Below are 22557 nucleotides of genomic sequence, written 5' to 3'. Positions count from 1 at the left end.
ACCTTCGCCTTCTGAGGTCCCAGCCACCACGTCCTCCTTCTAAGTCATGAGGAAAAATGAAGAATGCAAAATGAAGAAGGAAGAAGGAAGAAGGAAGAAGGAAGAAGGAAGAGAGAAGAGGGAAGAAGGAAGAGGGGAGAGGGAAGAAGGAAGAATAAAGAAGGATTTAGTTATCTAGCCTAGAAGCCTTATTTTCGGCAATATCTGATTATACAAAATATTATTTTAATCCTCGCTTAATTGGGTGTTAAATTTTATTGATTATGATTGACAGATGTCAGCATTTAGTTAAAAAATAATGAGTTTGCACCGACGCTTATTTTCAGCCGGGATTTTGGCAACGGTCATTTTTACCGCAAGTATATCAGTATCTTTAGCAGAAACTAAGGAAAGCTATCTTACCCTAGAGTCGAACGGCAGTCAATCTTTTGCGAGTTTAATGCAGCAGGCGGAAGATTTAGCGAAAGAGTCGATCGCCCGCGAGTTTCAAGAAAATCCGGCATTAACAGAAGTTACAATCATCATTACAGCCGATCGCAGCCGACAAAGAGTTCCGGTTTTGCGATCGAGAGTATCCCGCCGCGACTGGCATAAAAATGCGAGAATTGAACAGTGGACTAGATATTTTGCCGATGCTCAATTGCTGCTGGGATTCAGAGACGGCAATACTTCGCCCACAAATTCTGGGTTTTCGCAAGTGATTAACGTCCCTGCGCCCAGCCGATCGGCATCCCGACAAAACGATCCGGGTTTTCGAGATGATTGAAATAGTGGTAATCGGGCAGGGGGCATGGGGCATTGGTAACAAACAAGAAACAACCAATAACCACTAAAAAATAACCCCTAACAAATCTATTTAACTTATTATTAACCCAAATAAAATGTGATTTTAATTAACCTGAAGGTTAACTCCCCTTAATTTAACAGTGATAAAGTTGCATACGGAATCATTTGATTAGGGATGTTGGGTTGAATAAGGAATTTATGTCTAAAATAACTCGCCGACAACTGTTAATTTTCTTCGGTAGCAGTGCAGCTACCACTGTGCTTGCCCCTCAACTAACTAAAACACTATTCGGCATCAATTCCACCTCGGCAGAAGCTGTTGTCAGTCCGCTATCTTTCACTCCGTTAAGACTTCCTCACCCGCTGCCAGTTTATCAAGAATTGTCCAGCTTCATACCGACGGGCCTAAACGGACAGGGCACCGTGATGGCGGCCTCCCAGAATACTAAATTAACCAGCTACAGCGTTGTTGACGATGTGGTTGTGCCGCCGGAATACGAACGGTACGTGATTCTCCGCTGGGGCGATCGAGTTTTCCCAGATCCGGCAGACTATTTCGGCTACAACAACGACTACACGGGCTTTGTAGGTCTTGGCGGCAGCAGTGACGACGGTTATCTGTGGGTTAACCACGAGTATGTAGGCTTTCCGATGTCGAAAGTGACGCCGGAAGCGCCGTCAGATTTGGCACCATTTCCAACCACCGATCGCGCCGTACTCGGTATAGACTTATCGGTAAAAAATCGGGCTACCCTCGGCGAATTTCTGTACAATCTCGGTGGTTCGATCGTCCGCATTACCAAACAAGCCAACGGACGCTTTGGGGCGATCGCCCGCGACTCCCTCAACCGCCGTATCCACGGACTTTCCGGCCTCGCAATCAATAGCCAGCGTACCGACAAATACAAAGATGTGACTTCCTGGGGAACCAGACAAGGCGACAATAACTATCTCACAGGCACAGGCCCCGCAGCCACCCAAGTCTTCGCGCAAGTCAACGGCGACGGACTAGGAAACCGCATCATCGGCACAGCCTACAACTGTTCCGGCGGCACAACCCCTTGGGGCACAATCCTCTCTGCCGAAGAAAATTTCCAGGGTAGCGAACTATTCTTCGTGGGAGTTCAAGAAAACGTCAAACCCAACGGCGGCCAAACCGGCTACGCCAAGGGCACTACGGGTGAGGAATTCGGCTTAGTCGGCGAAAAATACGGCTGGATGGTAGAAGTCGATCCCCAAGATCCGAATTTCCGCCCTCGGAAGCACACTTCTTTGGGTCGCTTTCGCCACGAAAACGTTGCGATTCGCGCCGAAGCAGGTCGCAAATTAGTAGTGTACATGGGGGACGATCGGCGCGGCGGACACACCTGGAAATTTGTCAGCAGCGGTACTGTCACCAATCCCGCAGATAAAAACAACAGCCGATTATTTGAAGACGGCGTTTTGTACGTTGCCCAATACAACCGCAACGGTGTGGGAAGATGGCTGCCCCTGACATTAAATACGCAAACCAATCCGGTGAGTCCCCAAAAAGTGGGCGAGGCCGAATTGGCAAGTTTTAGCAAAGCTCAAAGAGATGCAAATACTCGCTTGCCCAAACGCGCCGGAATTGCCGGTCAAACCGAAGACGGCGGTTCTTTTGTAGTAGATACAACCAATGAAGCAACAGCACTTCCCGGCTACAAAAATAAAACTCTTGCTAATTTTTACAGCAGCCAAGGTGCGGTTTTAGTTGATGCTTTTTTAGCTGCTAATTTGATTGGTGGCACTCCGACGGCGCGACCGGAAGATTTGGAAATAAATCCTACTACTCAGGAAGTTTTTATTGCTTATACTGACGGCGCACCGGGAAGCGACGGTTATCCAGATTCGCGCATTTTTACTGTTGCTAAATACACTGCCGGAGTCAATAGCACCCAGCAGTCTGGAGGACTTTACAAAATAATTGAAGACAGTCCCGACGGTGCGGGTTTGACGTTCCGCTGGCAGCGTTTGGCTCAAGGTGGAGAGGCCGGTGCGGTAGCTGGCGCGGGATTTGCTAGTGTAGACAATTTGGATTTTGACACTCAAGGAAATATTTGGGGCGTCACTGATATGTCTACTAGCACGCACAACGGTTTTGATGTCGGTGCGGCGGCGAAACAAGCGACGATCGACCACAAGAAGACTGGAAATGTGTCAGAGTTTACTGGTGTTTTCGGCAACAATTGGCTGTTTTACATTCCGACTTCCGGCCCGAATGCAGGAACAGTAATTCCGTTTGCTTACGGCCCGAACCGGTGCGAAATGACGGGGCCGACTTTTGTGGGAGATACGCTGTTGCTTTCGGTGCAGCATCCTGGGGAAGATTGTCCGATCGATGATGGTACGGTTCTCAGTCGGCAAATTGAAATGTTGGATTTGAACGGTGCTGTTTTTAATCAGACTCGTAGTGTTTCTCGCGGCAGTTTGTGGCCGAGCAATATCTCGAATGATTCGCGCAGATCGCCGATGCCGTCGGTGATTGGAATTCGCCGCGTGCGATCGACCACAACTGGTCAGTTTGTTTAGAGCGCTTAGTTATTAGTCATTAGTCATTAGTCATCGCTAGGGTGTACACTGCGAGCCTTACGCCTTGATTGATGACTGATTGTTTTTGAGTTTACATTAAGTATTTTTACTGAAAAATATGACTATTATGACGGCAAATAATGATAAATAAGTCATTAAGTTTTAGGTAAAAACTTTTTAGTAAGGCTAAGCTGGAACTCCTAGGACAAATTAGCCCTGCTCAAAAAAATGCTTTATTCATTTTTGTCCAAATCTCAAGTCAAAGTCCGCGTTTTAAAACAGTTTACAGCCGCTGTTTCGGCGTCTTTAGCTTTTAGTGCAATTAGCAGTTTGAAACCCTCGCCGGTATTAGCCGCTAGCAATATCCCCCCCGCAAATCAAACCTCGACTCAGCTAGCAGCAAAACCTGATTCTAGCTTGCAGTTAGGGCAGTTACGCAGCACTGTTCCCGTCCAGACAATGCAGCTCGATCCGGGCGGATTTATTCCGATCGCGATCGGCAGTATGATAATTATTCTGGTGCTGCCGCTATTTTTTGGCGGATTGGTAGTAATTGGCGATCGTGAAGTTGGCATTGTCAGTAAAAAGTTTAGCTTCGACGGCAAGTCTTTACCGCCGGGAGATTTAATTGCCTTAAACGGAGAAGCGGGATATCAAGCTGATACTTTGCCCCCCGGTTGGCACTGGGGTTATTGGCCTTTGCAGTACAACGTTCGCAAAGAGTCTCTGACGGTAGTTCCCCAAGGCGAAATTGCTCTCATTATCGCAGCAGGTGGTCAGTCAATTCCACCGCAGCGCATCCTCGGCAAAATCACAGAATGCGACAATTTTCAAGATGCTCGCAAATTCCTCCTTGGCGGCGGCGAAAAAGGTAGGCAACTAGGCATCGTGACTGGCGGTAGCTATCGAATTAATACAGCATTATTTACAGTAATTACAGCGGCTAATGCGGCCAAACACGGGATGACAGCAGAACAGTTGAAGCTGTACACAATTGCTCCAGATAAAGTGGGAATTGTCACAACTTTTGACGGCGTTCCGATTCAAGATGGCGAAATTGCTGGCCCGATTATTCCGAATCACGACAACTTCCAAAACGCGCAAAAATTTATCACCGCTGGCGGGCGGCGCGGTTTGCAGGAACAGGTTTTGCTTTCCGGTTCGTGGAACTTAAATCCTTGGTTTGTCGGGGTTGACCAAGTGGCGATGACCGAAATCCCGATCGGCTATGTCGGCGCGGTTATTTCCTATGTCGGCAAAACCTCAGAAGATGTGAGCGGCGCTGCTTTCACTCATGGAAATTTAGTAAATGTCGGCAATAAAGGGGTGTGGGTAACTCCCCTTTATCCGGGTAAACATCCGCTGAATACTCGCATTTTAAAAGTAGAGTTAGTGCCGACTACTAATATAGTATTGAATTGGTCTGGAAAAACAGAACGGCACAGTTACGATTCTAAACTTTCGTCTTTAACCGTGCGTTCTCAAGACGGTTTTGCCTTTGATTTAGAAGTAGCTCAGATTATTCACGTTGGAGCGTTGGATGCTCCGAAAGTTATCTCTCGCGTCGGTTCGATGCAGAATTTAGTAGACCACGTTTTGCAGCCGACAATTGGGAATTATTTTCGCAATTCGGCTCAAGCTTATTCTGTATTAGATTTTCTATCGGCAAGAAGCGGCAGGCAAGCGGAAGCCGCCGAGTATATCAAAGCAGCTTTGCGCACCTACGACGTGCAGGCAATTGATACTTTGATCGGGGATATTTTGCCACCCGCAGAGTTGATGCAAACTCAAACAGATCGCAAAATTGCTGAGGAACAGTGCAAGACTTATGAGGTGCAGCAAGTAGCACAAACTCAGCGGCAACAATTGGTGCGGGAAACTGCTTTAGCCGAGATTCAACAAGAGATGGTGAAATCCGAACAAGGCGTGAAGATTTCTGAGTTGAAAGCGAATTCTCAGGTGAAACAAGCTCAAGGCGAAGCTGAGTCGATTCGGGTGAAGGGAAATGCTCAAGCTGAAGCTTATCGCGCGGGTGTTGTAGCTTTGGGAGGTTCCGGTTATACGGCTTTGCAGTTAATGCAAATTATAGGCGATCGCAACGTGCGAGTTGTGCCAGATGTTGCCGTTAGCGGCAACGGTACCAGTGGGGGTTTAGTTGACGGTTTGTTGGGGATGATGATGTGGAATCAAACGAGCAAAAATGGAGAAAATGGCGGGGAGTTACCGTTAGTTAATTTACAGAAATCGGAACCTGCGGCCAAGTTATCGGTAGCCAAGGTGAATTCTGTTAAGCCAACAGTTGCGAAGTCTGATACTGTTGCAGAGTCTGATATGGCTCCGCTGTTTGATGAATTGCCGTTTGACGATCGATCTTTTAGTTAGGCTGTGCAGTTTGTAGTGAAAACGATCGTCCTCTATTAAAGCTTTTAGTCAACATGGACTAAATTCCTTACTACAAACAATTTTAGGCAGCATTACCAACAACTTGATGCAGTGGAAAGAAAACAGTCGGCGAGACACTGAAAAACTCTGCAAGTTTTTGTATGTGTTCTGTTGTAATTTGACGCTTTTCATGGAAGATATCTGAGACAATAGACTCAGTTTTTAAAATAGGAACTAGGTCTTTTTGTCTCAGGTCAAATTCTTCGATTAAAGCTTTTAACAGTTCTCTCCCATAAATGTCAGGTATGGGTTCTAAAGTTTGATCCTATTCATAAACCAGAGTTTCAAGTACGTTTAAATAGTCGCGTTCGTCTGAAGTCAGTTCGCCTTTGTCCAACAGAGAATCCGATCGCTTTTTGAGTTGCAATTAATTCCTTCTCAGCAGTTATGGGTCTGGGAGGAAATGTTTTGAGTAGTTCGATATAAGCGCTAGAGTTGTTCATGTGAGTATCCTGTATTGAGAAAGTAATATTTTATCATTGTAGTTGAATGATTGGATTTTTTACCGCAGATGAACGCCGATTAACGCGGATATAATTTAGTTATTTATCACTGATAACTCTTGAGGCAATTGATTGCTCTTGAAAACTTTGTACCGATCGCAGTACAATCGATCGATATTGCATCTGAGGAATCTCCCATGTCAGAACCGTTTTCCACTGAGATTAGCGATCGCATCTGCACTCACATGAACGAAGACCACGCTAGTGCTGTCGTGCTATACGCTCAAGCATTTGGCGACCAACCGCAGGCAACGGAAGCTCAAATGCTCGCTATTGATGCCAACGGCATGGATTTAACCGCTAAAGTTAATGACGAAACAGTGCCTGTCAGAGTTAAATTCTATCGCACTTTAAAAGATGCCGAAGATGCTCACCACACTCTCATTGAAATGGTGAAACAAGCTCGAAAAGTTGCTAAGTAGTCAATTGCGTACTAGGCTGTTATAATTTTAACGTTTGCAGTACGGAATTTAGTCCGGTTAAATAGTTGTTAAGGACTAACATCCTTACTACAAACCTTTAGTTGGGTTAAATCATTTTAAAGACTAAAATCCTGACTGCGAACAAAATTTTTAATAAAGTTTAATTTCCCTCTACAAAATCCAATAAAATGACAGAAAATTACCCAAACCCCAAAGCATTAAATGTCGTCAATGGCAGTAAAAATAACCATTTCGAGGCACTCGTAAAGCGACTAGATTTGATGATTCGCGCCCGCTATTCGCTGCTTTACATTGTCGGCGCGGAGGAGGAACCAGTCGAAGCCGTAATTGCCCAAGTAGCGCTGCAAGTAACTCCCGCGCGCCGGGTGTTGTTCTGGGATCTCGTGCGCGGGTGGGAGGATAACGGTTCTGGGAAAGGTTCGGTAATGGCGGCGCTCGATCGCGTCAGCAAAACTGCTGTTGAAGAATATACCATATTTGTACTGCGGGATTTGCACCCTGTTTTGAAATATCCATACAGCGAAAAAAGCGCGGCAGTAGTGCGAGAATTGCGGAATTTAACGCGGGAATTGAAGCGCAGCAAAAAAACTATAGTTCTTACTTCTCACACGCTGGAATTGCCGGAGGAATTGAAAGAAGAAGTCACAGTAATTGATTTTCCTTTGCCCAACGTACAAGAAATCGACAGTTTAATTTCCCACGTTGTGGAAAAGCCGCACCAGTTGCAAGTTAGCGGTTTAGCAAGGGAACAGTTGGTTAAAGCTTGTCAGGGTTTGAGTCGCGCTAGAATCGGGCGGGTTTTGGCTAAAGCTTTGGCTGCCAAACAGCAAATTAACGAGTCGGATATTGACGGAGTTTTGGAGGAGAAACAACAAGCAATTCGCCAAACGGGTATTTTGGAGTTTTTTAACTCCCGAGAATCCCTGAAAAGTGTGGGGGGATTGGAGAATTTGAAGCAGTGGGTAAAGATGCGGCAAGATGCTTTTACTGACGAAGCGCGCCGCTACGGTATACCGAATCCGAAAGGAGTTTTGTTAGTAGGAATTCAAGGTACTGGCAAATCTTTATCTGCGAAAACTATTGCTTGCGAATGGCGTTTGCCGCTGCTACGCTTGGATACTGGGAGATTGTTTGGCGGCGTGGTCGGGGAAAGCGAAAGTCGCGTCAGGCAAATGATACAATTAGCAGAGGCGATCGCACCTTGCGTTTTGTGGATCGATGAAATAGATAAAGCCTTCGGCAACATTATCAGCGGTGGCGACGGCGACTCTGGAACTTCGCGCCGGGTATTCGGTAGTTTGATCACTTGGATGCAGGAAAAAACCAGTCCGGTGTTTATCGTCGCAACTGCAAATAACGTCAGGATTTTGCCGGCAGAGTTGCTCAGAAAGGGCAGATTTGATGAAATTTTCTTTTTAAATTTGCCCTCAGAATCGGAACGGCAAGATATCTTTAAAGTGCATTTGCAGCGTTTGCGGCCAACTAGATTGCGCGAGTTTGATTTGGAAGTTTTGGCGAAACGCGCTGAGAATTTTAGCGGTGCAGAAATTGAACAAGTCGTAATAGATGGGTTGTATCGGGCCTTTGGAACATTTGTAAACGGACAGCGCCGGGATTTGATGACGGAGGATATTTTGAGGTCGATCGAGGATACAGTACCTTTAGCTGCGATCGCGCGATCGCAAATTGAAGATTTGAAGCGGTGGGCGGCGGAAGCGGGCGCGAGAACAGCTTCTAACGATACTCACTTGATTGATGAATTGAAACGCTACAGCCAGCGGCGAAGGGATGCGATCGACAATTAACGCCACTTGTAGGGTGCGTCAGTTCATGTCTAATTAATTCTAGGAAAAATTACATCTGGCGCACCTTCGTAATCGCATGGTGCATCAGTTCATGGGTGATTAATTAGCCCAAATATCTCCCGTTATGACGCACCATACTACTACGAACCTAATTTAAAAATATCAGCAAAAATAGCATTTTGCTCAACCATTCTCCCCGCATCCGGCGAATCGTAAACCACTAACAGCGAATTCTGCTCCCCCAAATAGGGAAACAGGCTCAACCCCTCAGCATTGTCCGTACCAACCTTAAAAGGCAAGTCAAACAATACCTCCAAATCTCCCTCATCTTGTCCAGTAATACTGTCGCCCGATCGCCCTAAAATCCCCTTTAACCGAAAAACCCTCATCGCCCCAGATAAAGTCATCGTCGGCCCGGCTAAAACAATCAAATCTTCCCCATTCCAGCACAATTCTCGCACGCCCAAACCGTTCAGATCGACAAAATGTTTCTTGTACAATTTCCCTCCTTCTCCAATTGCCTTAAGCTTTAAAACTCCCGGTTCTGCCTCTTCAACTTCTATCTCTAAAATTATCGCCCAACCCCGCAGCACCGGCCCCCGCAAACCGAGCAAAATGCGATCGCCCCGCACCGCTAACCCTTCAATATCAAAGCCATTTTCTTTACTTGGAATCGGCACAGATAAATATAGACCGAGGTGGCTGTCATCTTTGAGCGCGTCTGTCAGCAAATTGCCCGTTTCTGTCCGCTGAAGGCATCCAACTTTCTGTTCCCTTTGATTGTCTGAATGGGAAATTGACTCGCACAAAATCCCGTCTTTCATAGGAATGCGCGCCAGCAAATAGCGGTTGACTTCTGTCACGATTTGTGCTAATCTTTCAATGTCTTTGCCGGGGTCTTTGCCTTTAGCTTTTTTGCGTTTGGTGCTGTGAGAACCGACCACCCAAAGATAATCGCTGCAGAAATCAATTCCTTCGATATCGATTTCGGATTCTCCCGAAAGTTCGAGAAAATCTGCGATCGCAAATCTTTGATGTTCTCCAAAAATATGAGGCGCGACAGGCGACAAACGCTCGATCGAAGTCGTTTCATCGGAACCCAGCCACAAATGGCCATCGGGAGTTAAAGCAACAGCGGATAAGTCTGTAATAATATCTGCGACTTCGCTGTTTAATTGCAGCATCAGCCGGCCGAGCAAAAAGGATTCTGGCATAATTATTAGGATCAAAACTATTCTTAGGGTAAGTCATTATAGTTAAACCTGCTTGAAACTGAGATCTTGCCACAGGTGTAATAGTCCGCCGGGAATTCCTTCTCCGTCTCAAAGCTTGCATTCAGTTAAAACTGAAATGTTGCACCATTATCAATAAAGCTTTTATGGGCGGGCTAGGAGCAACGGCCCACAAGAAAATTTAATTTTTGTGGAACAGGCATCTTGCCTGTTCATGACAGAGGTGCAAGATTTGAGTTAAAACCGACTGAAAACTAAAACAGAAAACTAAAACAGATATCCTCCTCAAGCCTCATAGCAAGAACTTCCGTTTTGAGATAAGGATTTTAACCCCTAGCGGGCCAAACCGCAGTCGGCGGTGATTATTGCGCAAACCGAACCTCCACAGACGGATAACACCCTAATTGAATCATTAACATTGCCGTTACGTTTCGTTACGATAAGGAGACAGAGAGAAAAACCTCTCCTTCGTAAAATCAGAGGTAGCCATTATGAACGGTACATTTCGCGTCGGCAACCTGTTTGGGATTCCCTTCTTTGTCAACGCATCTTGGTTTCTAGTTCTGGGTTTAGTAACCTGGCAATACGGCGGTGCACTAGCTGCCCTGTTTCCCACATTGGGCCCCGTAGCGCCCTGGATGCTGGGATTATTCACAGCGTTGCTGTTATTTGCTTCCGTCTTAGCCCACGAATTAGGACACAGTTGGGTAGCCATCAAACAGGGAATTGGCGTGAAATCGATTTCGCTATTTCTGTTTGGGGGACTGGCTAATTTAGAAAGAGAATCCAAAACCCCAGCCGAAGCATTTTGGGTAGCCATTGCAGGCCCGTTGGTCAGCTTATTTTTATCCGGTTTGTTAGCAGCGATCGGCATTGGTGCTGGTCTCACAGGCCCCGCAGCCGCGATAGTAGGACTTTTAGCTTCCATCAACTTAGCTTTAGCCTTATTTAACTTAATTCCCGGTTTGCCCCTCGACGGCGGCAACATCCTCAAAGCGATCGTCTGGAAAATTACGGGCAACCCTTACAAAGGTGTAATTTTTGCTAGCCGCGTCGGTCAAATAATTGGTTGGATTGCCATTGCTACAGGCATATTCGGCAATATTTGGAATCTAGTAATCGGTTGGTTCTTACTGCAAAATGCCGGTCAATCTGCCCAATATGCCACAGTCCAAAATGAACTGGCAGGCTTGACAGCCGCAGATGCTTTGACCCCCGAAAGCCCGATCGTCCCAGAACACTTATCGCTCAGAGAATTTGCCAACAACTACGTTATCGGTAGCGCTCATACCTGGCGTCGGTTCCTAGTTACCGATGATGCGGGACAATTGGTAGGGGCGATCGATCTTGACGACCTCAAAACCATTACTACCGGACGCTGGCCCGAAGTTTTAGTGAAAGAACTCGTGAAGCCGATCGAATTTTCCACAACAGTCAAACCAGAATTATCCCTTCTCGAAGTCGTCACCCTTCTGGAACAGCTAAAAGTACAAGAACTCCCCGTCATTCGTGAAAACGGCGTCCTCGTCGGACTTGTAGAAAAAGCTGAAATTGCCCGCCTGCTGCAAAGACGAGCTCAAGCTAACCCTGCTTGATATCCTCAGATACTTGACAAATAACAATTAGCCCCCTCGATTTCCCTTGACCAAAAGGGCGATCGGGGGGGTTAACTATAGCTTCAAAACAAGTAAAGTCAAACACTAAATTATTAAGAGCAAATCAAGCATGATAATTATCATACTGTATTGACGATATGAGCGAGGATTTATGCCATCTCAGGACTCTTGTCGCAGCAGCTAAAATAACTGTTCGGGGAGCATCTCTGCAGAGATGCTCCCTACAGCAACTTTATAGGTAAGGTGAGCTTCGGCGCACCCTACAGCTCAATTTCAGCAATCAAATCGAGTATTTTTTGATAATCAAAATTATATAGATGATTCATCATAACTTCGGCAACAACATCATTATCGCTGCGGATTTGCTCAATTATTGTAGCAATCAAGTTGAAGTCAGCCTGACGGACTGCCTGTTTTAGATTGTTTGTCCATTCTGGGGAAACTTTCGGCATCGAGTCAAGCGTAAATATTGCTGCACTCTCAGATATTTGTTCTGTTACCATACTTGAACTCTCCGATAAATCATTGACTTCAAGATATTTATTGATGACTTCAACAGGGGCGGCTGCGGTAACAACTTGAATGTCAAACTTGAAGACTGTGCCGCGTCCTACTTCGCTCTCGACGGTAATGTCGCCACCCATTAATTTTATGAACTCGCGGCTGATATTTAATCCTAATCCCGTACCTTTTTGAACTTTTTTTCCAGATGAACTTTGCACGAACAATTCAAATATGCTCTCTAATTCTTCGGGGGAAATGCCAAATCCTGTATCCACAATTTCAAAGTAAATGAGAAGCGTATTTTTATTTTTAATTTTGTTGAATATTTCGCCTGTCGGCTTAGTTATTCCTTCTCGATCGTGCCTTACTGTGACTAAAACCGAACCATCTTCGGTAAATTTAACCGCATTATCTAATAGATTGATCAGCACTTGTCGCAACTTAACCTCATCACTTTTCACGTATTGCGGAACATCGGATGAGCAGTCAATAATTAATTGCAATCCTTTATTTTGCGCGCGAATTTGGAACATATTTTGCAGGTCGCCCAGCAAGCGGTACAAGTCAAAGTTTTTGGCGTTGAGTGTCATGCGCCCCGCTTCGATTTTAGATAAGTCTAAGACTTGATTGATCAGTTGGAGCAGGTGTTCTCCGCTGCGGCGAATAATTTTGATATTTTCTTTTTCCGGCACACTTAAATTAGCGCTGGGTTCCATTAATTCAGCGAAGCCGAGAATGGCGTTGAGGGGGGTTCGCAATTCGTGGCTCATGTTGGCGAGAAAGATGCTTTTAGTTTTGTTGGCAGCTTCTGCGGCTTCTTTGGCTTGTTTGAGTTCTTGTTCTGCTTGTTTGCGATCGCTCGTATCAATAATTATGCCGTGCCACACAATATCTCCATTTTCGCGCAATTCTGGTCGAGAATAACCTTGCAGCCATTTGAGTTTTCCCGATGCTGTCACAATCCGCCACTCGTGGGAAAACAGTTCGAGATCGGTCGCACTTTTGACAATTGCCTCGAAGTGACTGGAGCGATCGTCCGGGTGCATTTGTTCGTAGAATAAAGCAGAGTTGTTCTGAATTTCCTCCGGCTCTAATTCTTGAATTTCTCGGCACAGAGGACTGATATACTCCATATTGACTGAGCCGTCGGGATGCTGCACTAATATGTAAAGTTCTCCGGGAACAGTGTTAGCTAATTTGTGAAACAGAGCTTCGCTTTTTTGCAAGACTAATTGTGCTTGTTTGCGCTCGCCAATATCAATCCCAAATCCAAACAAGAAATCCAGGCTGCCACTTTCGTCGAGCACCGGTATGCCGTGCCACTCGACTAACAAAGTGCGATCGCACTTTGTGAGAACGGGATGTTCGTTAACCGTTTGCTGGCTCGCTGTTACGCGCTCAAAAATCGAATGCAATCCGGCTCGATCGCTTGGGGGTACAAATGTAGCTAAGTAATCTTTCCCCGTAACTTCTGCGGCAGTATAGCCCACAGCTTGCAGCATACAGTCATTCACCTGCAGGATTTTACCCTCAGAGTCGATCGCCACAAAAAAAATCGGAGAATTTTCGATAATCTTTAAGTTAAAGTCCCGCTCTTGACGGATAATTTTTTCAGCTTGCTGGCGCTCCTCAATTTCAACTTGCAAGCGGGCATTGATCGAGGCTAGCTCGATCGTGCGATCGACTACTTCAATTTCGAGGGTTCGGTTGTAGTCAGCCAATATTTGCTCTGCCTGTTTGCGAGCCGTAATATCTTTAAAAACAGTCAGAACATAAAGGATATTGCCCGCACCGTCAAACACCGGCAGCGCTCGCACATCCAAACGAATATTTTGCCCGTCTCGGCGAATTTCCATATCTTCAGCAATCACCTCGAAGCCACTCAACGCCCGCACAAACGGCATTTGCTCGGCCGGGTACAGTTGATTAGTGCCTGCTATATAAATTTGATAAGCTTGTGCTAGCTCTTGTGCGGTAGCATCCGGCATTTCTCCCCTACCCAATATTTGCTCTCCCGCCGAATTCATGAAAATAACTGCGCCGCCCGGATCGATCGCCGAGACTCCAACGGGCAAATTTTCTACCAGTTGGGCAAATTTTTCTTCACTTTCTGCCAAAGCTTGAAAAGACTTTTTCAGTTGAGCTGCCATCTCGTTGAAAGACTGCGCTAATTCGCCGACTTCCTCAAGCCTACTGACAGCAACAGCGCGATCGAACTCTCTGGCGGCGATATCTTTAGCTGCTTCGTTAAGCCGCCGCAGCGGCAGCGTTACCCACCTAGCTGTATGCACTCCGGCAATTGTCGATAGCAGCAGCGCCACCAAACAAAATAAAATTGTACTCTGGGTATTTCTGTTAATTTCCCCCAGAAAATCGGATTTGGGAACTGCGATCGCAATCAGCCAGTTCAAACCGTAACTATCAGAAAAGGGCAGCACTTCCAAAAAATATTCCTGCCCGTCTCGGCTAAATTTCAGTTGCTGCCGCTGCTTAATGTCGCCAAAGCCCCCGAAGTGTTCGTACAAATATTTAGCTGCGGTGCGAATGACAGGAGTTTGACTGTCTAAAACATTCACCCGTTGGAGTTCCTGCTTTCCCGACATCTTTCTAAAGGGTGATTCTTGACTCGAACTGGCAACCAGCAAGCCCGATCGTTCGATCGCGAAAATTTGTCCCGTTTTGCTAAGCTTGATGCGGTGGAGATATTGCTGAAACTCCGAGAGCGAAAAGTTTACTGCACAAACTCCCAGCAATTTACCCTTTCGATCGCGAATCGGTTGGCTGGCAGCAATAAAAACAGTCCCGGGAGTAAAACCCGGATAAATGCTCGTCCAAATCGGTTTGTTAGCTGCGACAACTTCTTTGTACCAAGGGCGTCTGCGGGCATCGTAGGTTGCCGGTTGTGCCTTTAATTTAGCGGTGCGAGTGCCTCTGCCGTCTGTAGCGTAGTAAATGTTCTGAAAGTTGGTAGACTTCGACGCTGCGACAATTTGCAAGCTGTTGTCGTGAGGGTTGCGCCAAATGCCGAGATATTCTCCTGATTTTTCAGCACCGAGGGAAATCCACTGAATGCTTTTAAACGATCGCATTTGCTGCCAGAGGAACTTCTCTCCCCGAGGCTGGGGCCTTTCTAACTGTAAGTTTAATTCAGCGCGGTCGATCGCTTCAGCGTTAAGTTGATTTACCGACTGGGCATTTTCGAGAACAGCAGTTAACTTTTCTTCAACTCTCTTCCCCGTCTCCGCGCTCAATTTCTGGGCGAACTCTTCCACTACTATTTGTCCGTTGCGAAAGGACAGATAGCCGACAATCCCAACTGCGGCGGCGATTTGCAGCACAAAAGAGGCCACTATAACGCGACGCAGGGGGATTTTTATGTGGTTTTGAGAAGTTTTGCTCGCGAATCGGGGCAACGGCATAGGCTGGTGACTAATTGCTCCCTAACACTTTAACTGTTCCAGCCTCTAATTTCCCTTACGGGCGATCGAGGCTGTTGGTTTCCCGTCAAAACAAGTCCCCCACACGCACAAATCAGGAGCGAGCACGAGACTTATAAAATTTTAGATTTGAGATTTTAGATTAAATAATTGGGGAGAAATGATGAAGCTCGTGCTTTGGAGTTTGCCGACAGTTACATTATTTTTTTTTACTGGTATTACGCACTTTTGGCTGATAATACTTCCGCTATTTTCTTGCTTTGTTCGGTTTCGCAGCTCAACCGAACCAGATTCTTGGCTGGAACCTCAACCATCGAAACTCAACATCCATCAGTTAAATGCGTTATAAAATCCGCTGCTGAACATCCAGGCCTTAAATCCGTTACCTCCGCTACACAATCCGTTGCCGAACTTCTCTTCAACAGCTACGCGGAAAATCCCCCGCTTGTCCAAACGGATATAGCGAGGGTCGAGAATAGGTATTCCCGGAAAATATAAAGCAGTGGCAGTGGCTTTTGTCGAGCCATTGCCATCTATAGAAGCCATACTGTTTTAGGCTCACAGAAAGATTTCAGAGCCAACTCTCTGCTTGAAGTCAATGCTTGAAGTCAATGCTTGAAGTCAAACCAACCAGTTCAAGCAAGAAGTCAAAGCAAGTCGTAAAGGCCTAGGATACTTCTTCTTCTCGATCGATTTGGCGCAGGTGAATGTGCTTGCGTCCCAGAGAGATTTCAAATTCATCTCCCGGCTGGAGTTCCATTTGTTTGGTGTAGGCGGCTCCAATCAGTAAGTTGCCGTTAGATTGAACGCTAATCCGATAGCTGGCTGAGCGTCCGCCGCGTCCGTTGCCGTTTTGCTTCCCATCTAGCTGAATGCCTTCTGCATCAATCAGCGCATTCAGGAATTTCATCATGTTGACCCGTTCTACGCCGTTCTTGGTAACGGTGTAGTAGCCACAGGCTCTAGCTTTCTCTTCCTTGGTAAGGTTCTCTAGGTCTTTGACCTTTTTGATCAAATCTTCGCCTTCAAGGGGTTCGATATTTTTCTTTTTAGCCATTTACTGAGTCCTGAAATATTCAACTGGTGTACGGATTTTTTCTCGGTTGGTTTTTGGTTTGACCAAGAAACTTTAGCTTTATAGCTGGTCGTAAAACCATATTACACCGATCGGCTCAATTGTTAACCACTATTATCTAAATATTTTTAACAACCTGTAGTCTTTCTTGAGGAGTAGCTGCAGTCGCTGCGAGCAATCTCTAAACTCGGTAGCATAAGCTATCACCTATCAGCTAGCTGAATATTTGCCCCCCTCTTAAAATCCCATGAAGTTAACCACACGCGGACACTACAGTGTCAAAGCATTACTGGATCTAAGTTTGCAACCTCGCTTCGGCCCGACATCGGTGAAATCGATAGCGAAGCGACAGGAGTTACCGGCTCCGTATCTAGAAAAATTGCTGATTGAAATGCGACGAGCCGGTTTAGTCCAATCTGTTCGGGGTTCCCAAGGAGGATATCAATTAGCCCGCCAGCCCGCTCAAATCTCTTTAGGACAAATCTTAGAGGCTGTAGGTGAAACTATTGAACCTTTACCTCGACATTTTCCCGATGCGACGCAAGCAGAGGACTGGGTAACATTCAGTTTGTGGAACCGATTGCACAAAAAACTTGCCGAAGCGCTGTACAGTATTTCCCTCGAAGACTTATACTATGATGTCCGCAGTTGGCAAGCGGCTCTTGGGGAAGAAACTAGCTTTATCATTTAAATGGTAAGTTCATTTATTCGATCGCCAGCAAGCACACATGGACACAACACTTGTTACCTACTTTGGCGGCTGTCACTGCGGTGCTGTCCGCTTCCGTGTCGCCGTTGACAAACACGAAGCATCTGATTGCAACTGCTCTATCTGTAAAAAGAAGGGATTTTTGCACCTCATTGTGCCGCCGGAACGTTTTACATTGCTCAGTGGCGAAGATGTGTTGACCACCTATACGTTTAATACAGGAACTGCTAAACATATTTTCTGTCGGATTTGCGGTATTCACTCGTTCTATCGCCCCCGATCGCATCCCGAGCAATTCGATGTCAACGTCCGCTGTCTTGAGTCAGATGCCATCAAACACTTTCAGATCCTACCCTTTGACGGTGTTAATTGGGAGGAGAACGTACACTTGCTCCGCGACGAAAGTAATCTCAGCAGTTAAAATTGCAGCTCAAAAATCAAAGTCCGCAAGGATAGGAGTAGTTAAAACCTGCGCTACCATTGCGAGCGATCCTCCTCTGACAATCAAGGAAGATGGTTCGGGCCCCCGGATTCATCCGTGGAGCGAGAAAAAAGCTCCTCGCTCCCCATCGCAAGCCCCCGGATCGATCGGTGGGGTCTCTTTCTTCAATCCTAAAATCTAAAATCTAAAATCTAAAATCTAAAATCGATTGACGGACTATCAAGTTTGACAAAATATATAATGATGCCGGATGAATTTCCTGTTTTGATTTTAGCTGCGGTATTAGATTATTCGATCGGCGATCCTTGGGGTTGGCCGCATCCCGTGCAGGCGATGGGTTGGGCGATCGACCGCTATACTCGATTTGTCTTTAATATATGGAATAATCCCGCAGGCAAAATGCCTGAAGCAGAGGATCGTCCCGCTGGCGACCGGCACAAACTGCTGCTACGATGTGCTGGTACAATACTAGCGATCGGGCTGATTCTAGGCAGTTATACTGTCAGTTGGTCGATCGTCCAAGCTGCTAGTTGGGTGCATCCTCTTTTAGGTATAGCCCTACAAACCATTTTGCTGGCAAGCTGTTTTGCAGGTCGCAGTTTGAGGGCGGCTGCGGTAGACGTGCTAGCACCTTTAAATGTTGGAGATTTAGTCAAGGCGCGAGAACGGTTGAGCCTTTACGTCGGCCGGGATACCGCAAACTTATCGGAGCCAGAAATTCTGCGAGCATTGTTAGAAACTGTAACAGAGAATGCAGTCGATGGTGTAACAGCACCGCTATTTTATGCGTTACTTGGGTTCGCTCTGCCGCATCTATTATTAAGTTTTACCGATCGCCCGATCGATCCTAACTCGATGTGGGTGAATGCTATAGTCCCCTTGGCGATCGCTTACAAAGCAGCTAGCACATTAGATTCTACCGTCGGCTACAAAGAAGCGCCATACACTGATTTAGGATGGTTTAGTGCCAAACTAGAAGACGTGCTGACGTGGATTCCTTGCCGCTTAACAGTGATTACTTTAGCGCTGATATCTGGCAAACCGATTTATATTTGGCAGATTTGTCAGAGAGATGCTGTTAAAGATGCCAGTCCCAATTCCGGTTGGAGCGAGTGCGCCTACGCCGCCATCTTGGGAGTGCAACTAGGAGGTACAAATTCCTATCGTGGAGTTCTCAAACACAAACCGCTGTTAGGCGAGCCGATTCACCCGATTACAGGCCAGCTAATTTGCCAAGCATTGCAATTAACTCGGTATTGCTTTCTGATTTGGTTGGGACTATCATTGCTTTTTTATACCTTATTATGTTTGAGCCGCTAACTGATGACCTCACCCGAACAGTCCAAAAGGCATAAAATAACGTATTTATGTCATTGTTCGCGCTCCAAGCATTGCAATCTCCGCATCTGCTTTTCATCCGTTCTGGGTAAGCCCAGCAGAAGAGAGATATAACCCACCGACAGGAGCAAAAAAAAGTTTTGACCTGAGTTCAAACCCGCAGATTCATCTGTCAAGTCCATCTAAAATCTCAAATCTCAAATCTCAAATTGTTCGATATGCCAACAGCCAACAATTAGCTCGCAGCAAGCAATGACTAAAATTATCCAAATTTTATCGCCAGATGAAGTGAGGCGCACTCTCACCCGCGTCGCTTCCCAGATTGTCGAAAAATCAGGGAACCCCTCGGAGTTAGTGCTGTTGGGGATTCATAGTAGAGGAGTGCCTTTAGCTCAAATTTTGGCCGATCAAATTGAAGTCCTCGAACAAGTCAAAGTATGCGTGGGCGCTTTGGATATTACCTTTTACCGAGATGACTTGGATCGAGTTGCGATGCGGACACCGGCTAAAACAGAAATTCCTTTCGATTTGACGGGCAAAACCGTGGTGTTGGTAGATGACGTTATATATAAAGGCAGAACGACTAGAGCGGCTTTGAATGCGGTAAACGATTACGGCCGACCGGAGAAAATTTGGTTGGCGGTATTAGTCGATCGCGGCCACCGAGAAGTACCGATTCAGCCGGATTTTACAGGTAAAAAGTTGCCGACTGCAAAAGAAGAACAAGTTAAGGTTTACGTTCAAGAGCTCGACGGGCGCGACGGAGTGGAGTTAATTAAGGGATAATACGATTTTAGATTTTAGATTTTAGATTTTAGATTGGGCACAAATGACTGTTAAACAAAGTCCAGCTAAATAAACTAAGTAGGGTGCGCTGTAAGTAGCGCGTCAAACCACTTTTTGCGTCCATCACTGAGCAAAATACTTCGTTTCCGCCCGCTGACAACGTAAAAAACCCGGTTTCTACCAGAATAGGGGCTTTTGGGTAAACAAGCCTCTAGGAAGAAACCGGGTTTTTCGCGCGCGGAGCGTCCTATGTTCCTAAAAATCGGCAGTGCAGGAGTTGAACCTGCCTGGGGCGAATTATGAGTTCGCTGCCTAAACCGCTCGGCCAACTGCCGTTAAATCGATTTGTTCGATCTAACTCAAAATGAATTATAACATAATTTCCCAGTCCGTGCTAGAACTAGAGAACAAAAATCAAAATCTTTAGATCTGCTGAGTCCCGATCGCCTGTTAGCCGCTGTGCTGAAGCCGATCGACCCGACAAAGCAGTTTCTACGACTCGGCATAAACTTATAGGCAATGGCAGTGAATTCGACGGTAGTGCTGACTCTAATTCTGCTAGCTCTGATGTTTGGAGCAGGCGTGACGAGTTCTGTTTGGGGATTTACTATAGGTCGCGAAGCCTTGAAAGGAACGACTCAACCCGATATTCGCCCCAGCAACAATGCTGGCAGCGGCAAGCAGGGAACTCAGGCTAGCAAAGACCAAGTGAGCATTTTGAAAGAAAAAGACATTCTCACAACCGTCAAAGCGCGGGTAGAAGGTCGCGATCCAGAAAAAACAACGGCTCAAGCAAATACTAAAACAGACAAGGCAAGCTCTAAACCAGCCACGGCCAAAAAACCTGCCGCGTCAAATGCCAGCGCCAAGTTTCCTCTAAACAGTCGCGATGGGGGAATTACCTTGGAAGTGAGCGCCGCCAGTCAGCGCAGCAATTCCATGCTGCTAGACGTGAGCATGAAAAATGAAGGCTCCCAAGCTGTGAGGTTTCTCTACAGTTTCTTGAACGTCACTGACGATCGCGGCCGGGCCCTGAGCGCGACTGCCGAGGATTTGCCGTCGGAACTGCCCCCCAACGGGCAGGTGTTTTACGGTACTGTGAGTATTCCCACAGCTTTGCTGGAAAATGCTAAAGAAGTTTCGCTGACGCTGACAGATTATCCAGGTCAAAAACTTCAGTTGCAAATATCTGGCATTCCAGTGGCGAAGTAAAATAAAAGAAGACCAAACCTGCAGACAGATTCTCAGGTTCGATCGAGAAAGTTTTTTTAGGGAGCATTGTGTCACTTTTAGGGGCGAGAGTGCAGGAGATATCTGATTTACCCGCGATGAGTTTGACAGAGGTGCTGTCGCGGTTGCTGTCAGTGCTGTTGCTGATTGCGATTAATGCTTTTTTTGTGGCGGCTGAGTTTTCTATGGTGACGGTACGCCGATCGCGCATCAATCAGTTAGTGGATGCCGGCGACGTTGCAGCTCTAACTGTTCAATCTTTACAGCACAGTATCGAGCGATTGCTCTCGACAATGCAGTTGGGAATCACTCTTTCTAGTTTAGCTCTCGGCTGGATTGGGGAAGATACGATCGCCGTGCTAGTCCAAGCTGCGATCGGCTGTTTACCACTGCCAATTTACATCAAGTCTGCGATCGCCCATTCTTTGGGCATATCAATAGTAACTTTTTTCCTGTTAGCTTATCTGCAAATCGTACTCGGCGAACTCTTTCCCAAATCTGTAGCGTTACTGTATTCCGAACAGCTAGCGAGAACTTTAGGGCCTCCGAGTTTATTGATTGCCCGTTTGTTCAATCCCTTTGTGTCGTTTCTCAATCAATCCACTCGATCGCTCTTGCGGTTTGCAGGCATCGAATACGACCTCAGGCACCGACCGGTTACTCCCGAAGAACTGCAATTAATTATAGCTACTTCGAGCGAATCAAGCGGCTTGGAAGCAGAAAAGCGAGAATTGCTCAACAACGTGTTTGAATTTGGCGAAGTTTGGGTACAAGAAGTAATGGTGCCCAGGCCTAGCATTGTCGCACTTCCGAAGACAGCAACGTTTCAAACTTTGCTCGACGAAATGGCTATTTCTAACCATTCCCGCTATCCGGTGGCGGGAGATTCTTTAGACGACATTATCGGCATTATTGGCTTCAAACAACTTGCGAAACCCCTAGCTGAAGGTTTGCTATCTCCCGACACGCCAATTGTAACTTGGATGTCTGCGGTGAGGTTTGTGCCGGAGATGATGCTGCTGGGGGAACTGCTGCCTTTGATGCAGAGTTCGTCGGAAGAAATTGCGATCGTTGTCGATGAATTTGGCGGCATTTCCGGGTTAGTGACGCTGAGTGATTTGATTGCGGAAATTATCGGTCGCAGCTACGAGTCGCCCGACAGTAAAGAAATTGCTTTGCAAGTATTGGACGATCGCACTTATTTAGTGCAAGCGCAGTTAAATGTAGATGATGTGAATCAAATATTGAATGTGGATTTGCCAGTTACTGACGAATATCAGACAATCGGAGGTTTTCTGAGCTATCAGTTGCAAAGAATGCCGGCTGTTGGGGAAGTTTGGCGGTGCGGAAATGTGGAGCTTACGGTTGTTTCTGTGTCCGGCCCGCGGTTGGATCAAATTCAAATTCATTTGCTGTCAGGGGCGGCGGGCGATCGAGCTTTGGGTGAAGTTGCAGCAGCGGATGGGGAATTTCTGGGCAAAGGGCGATCGAATAGCGGGTTGAGAGGTGTGGCCAAATTTTCTAGTTGAGATTTTGATTTAAAGGCAGAGTATCGAGATTAAAGACAAAAGACATCTCCGAAAACAATCAAAGCCTCTGTGTAGTTAAGCTCCTTGACGTAAATGTAATCATCCTAAATTAGCTAGTGTGCACGATAAA

Annotated in this window: 17 protein-coding genes and 1 tRNA gene; 12 read left to right on the top strand and 6 right to left on the bottom strand. The window is 46.3% G+C overall.

Annotation, left to right across the window (positions count from 1 at the left end; genetic code table 11):
- Window positions 1-298: 298 nt before the first annotated feature.
- The 3 genes from E5S67_RS25695 (at window position 299) to E5S67_RS25685 (ending at window position 5718) form a co-directional block, all read left to right on the top strand.
- Entirely contained in the window at window positions 299-766 is a 468-nt protein-coding gene (locus E5S67_RS25695) for a hypothetical protein (RefSeq protein WP_172191340.1), read from the top strand.
- A 218-nt stretch (window positions 767-984) separates the two neighbouring features.
- Window positions 985-3336: a PhoX family protein gene (locus E5S67_RS25690; protein WP_172191338.1), complete on the top strand. Its 2352-nt coding sequence runs from the start codon at window positions 985-987 to the stop codon at window positions 3334-3336.
- Window positions 3337-3564: 228 nt separating this feature from the next.
- Window positions 3565-5718: an SPFH domain-containing protein gene (locus tag E5S67_RS25685; protein ID WP_172191336.1), complete on the top strand. Its 2154-nt coding sequence runs from the start codon at window positions 3565-3567 to the stop codon at window positions 5716-5718.
- An 82-nt stretch (window positions 5719-5800) separates the two neighbouring features.
- Here the strand turns inward: E5S67_RS25685 and E5S67_RS34560 are convergent, their stop codons facing one another.
- On the bottom strand, window positions 5801-5947 hold the full coding sequence (locus E5S67_RS34560; protein ID WP_339382721.1) for a hypothetical protein: 147 nt from the start codon (window positions 5945-5947) through the stop codon (window positions 5801-5803).
- Window positions 5948-6349: 402 nt separating this feature from the next.
- Between E5S67_RS34560 and E5S67_RS25675 the strand changes: the two genes are divergently transcribed.
- Window positions 6350-6703 (top strand): DUF2470 domain-containing protein, encoded by a 354-nt coding sequence (locus E5S67_RS25675; RefSeq protein ID WP_422614715.1) that lies wholly within the window; start codon window positions 6350-6352, stop codon window positions 6701-6703.
- A gap of 188 nt (window positions 6704-6891) precedes the next feature.
- Window positions 6892-8529 (top strand): AAA family ATPase, encoded by a 1638-nt coding sequence (locus E5S67_RS25670; RefSeq protein ID WP_172191334.1) that lies wholly within the window; start codon window positions 6892-6894, stop codon window positions 8527-8529.
- Between the two features lie 140 nt (window positions 8530-8669).
- Here E5S67_RS25670 and E5S67_RS25665 read toward each other — a convergent pair whose 3' ends face one another.
- A complete protein-coding gene (locus tag E5S67_RS25665; protein WP_172191332.1) occupies window positions 8670-9743 on the bottom strand; it encodes a DUF3616 domain-containing protein in 1074 nt (357 codons plus the stop codon).
- A 509-nt stretch (window positions 9744-10252) separates the two neighbouring features.
- Between E5S67_RS25665 and E5S67_RS25660 the strand changes: the two genes are divergently transcribed.
- Window positions 10253-11356: a site-2 protease family protein gene (locus E5S67_RS25660; protein ID WP_172191330.1), complete on the top strand. Its 1104-nt coding sequence runs from the start codon at window positions 10253-10255 to the stop codon at window positions 11354-11356.
- 281 nt (window positions 11357-11637) lie between these two features.
- On the opposite strand, the gene E5S67_RS25655 is transcribed toward E5S67_RS25660, so the two are convergent.
- The 3 genes from E5S67_RS25655 to E5S67_RS25645 form a co-directional block, all read right to left on the bottom strand.
- Window positions 11638-15300 carry a PAS domain S-box protein gene (locus E5S67_RS25655; protein ID WP_172191328.1) on the bottom strand — a complete coding sequence of 1221 codons (3663 nt, stop codon included), beginning with the start codon at window positions 15298-15300 and terminating at the stop codon, window positions 11638-11640.
- 348 nt (window positions 15301-15648) lie between these two features.
- Window positions 15649-15864 (bottom strand): hypothetical protein, encoded by a 216-nt coding sequence (locus E5S67_RS25650; protein ID WP_172191326.1) that lies wholly within the window; start codon window positions 15862-15864, stop codon window positions 15649-15651.
- 121 nt (window positions 15865-15985) lie between these two features.
- Window positions 15986-16375 (bottom strand): AbrB family transcriptional regulator, encoded by a 390-nt coding sequence (locus E5S67_RS25645; RefSeq protein ID WP_172191324.1) that lies wholly within the window; start codon window positions 16373-16375, stop codon window positions 15986-15988.
- Window positions 16376-16640: 265 nt separating this feature from the next.
- Here E5S67_RS25645 and E5S67_RS25640 point away from each other — a divergent pair, with 265 nt between their 5' ends.
- The 4 genes from E5S67_RS25640 (at window position 16641) to pyrR (ending at window position 19668) form a co-directional block, all read left to right on the top strand.
- Window positions 16641-17084 carry an Rrf2 family transcriptional regulator gene (locus E5S67_RS25640; RefSeq protein ID WP_006635345.1) on the top strand — a complete coding sequence of 148 codons (444 nt, stop codon included), beginning with the start codon at window positions 16641-16643 and terminating at the stop codon, window positions 17082-17084.
- 37 nt (window positions 17085-17121) lie between these two features.
- Window positions 17122-17523: a GFA family protein gene (locus E5S67_RS25635; protein ID WP_172191322.1), complete on the top strand. Its 402-nt coding sequence runs from the start codon at window positions 17122-17124 to the stop codon at window positions 17521-17523.
- A 261-nt stretch (window positions 17524-17784) separates the two neighbouring features.
- A complete protein-coding gene (gene cbiB, locus E5S67_RS25630; RefSeq protein ID WP_172191342.1) occupies window positions 17785-18864 on the top strand; it encodes an adenosylcobinamide-phosphate synthase CbiB in 1080 nt (359 codons plus the stop codon).
- A gap of 270 nt (window positions 18865-19134) precedes the next feature.
- Window positions 19135-19668, top strand: coding sequence for a bifunctional pyr operon transcriptional regulator/uracil phosphoribosyltransferase PyrR (gene pyrR, locus E5S67_RS25625; RefSeq protein ID WP_172191320.1), 534 nt, complete (start codon window positions 19135-19137; stop codon window positions 19666-19668).
- Between the two features lie 262 nt (window positions 19669-19930).
- On the opposite strand, the gene E5S67_RS25620 is transcribed toward pyrR, so the two are convergent.
- Window positions 19931-20003, bottom strand: a tRNA-Ile gene (locus tag E5S67_RS25620).
- A 184-nt stretch (window positions 20004-20187) separates the two neighbouring features.
- Between E5S67_RS25620 and E5S67_RS25615 the strand changes: the two genes are divergently transcribed.
- Together E5S67_RS25615 and E5S67_RS25610 are read left to right on the top strand one after the other, a co-directional pair.
- The gene (locus tag E5S67_RS25615; RefSeq protein WP_172191318.1) at window positions 20188-20880 is read left to right on the top strand and encodes a hypothetical protein; all 693 of its coding nucleotides are present in this window, start codon (window positions 20188-20190) and stop codon (window positions 20878-20880) included.
- Between the two features lie 68 nt (window positions 20881-20948).
- Window positions 20949-22427 (top strand): CNNM domain-containing protein, encoded by a 1479-nt coding sequence (locus E5S67_RS25610; RefSeq protein WP_172191316.1) that lies wholly within the window; start codon window positions 20949-20951, stop codon window positions 22425-22427.
- Window positions 22428-22557 lie beyond the last annotated feature (130 nt).

It is taken from the genome of Microcoleus asticus IPMA8 (assembly GCF_013179805.1).
GTDB classification, from domain to species: domain Bacteria; phylum Cyanobacteriota; class Cyanobacteriia; order Cyanobacteriales; family Microcoleaceae; genus Microcoleus; species Microcoleus asticus.
The sequence above is the reverse complement of the archived record's forward strand: the minus strand, read 5'-3'. Positions and strand labels throughout refer to the sequence as shown.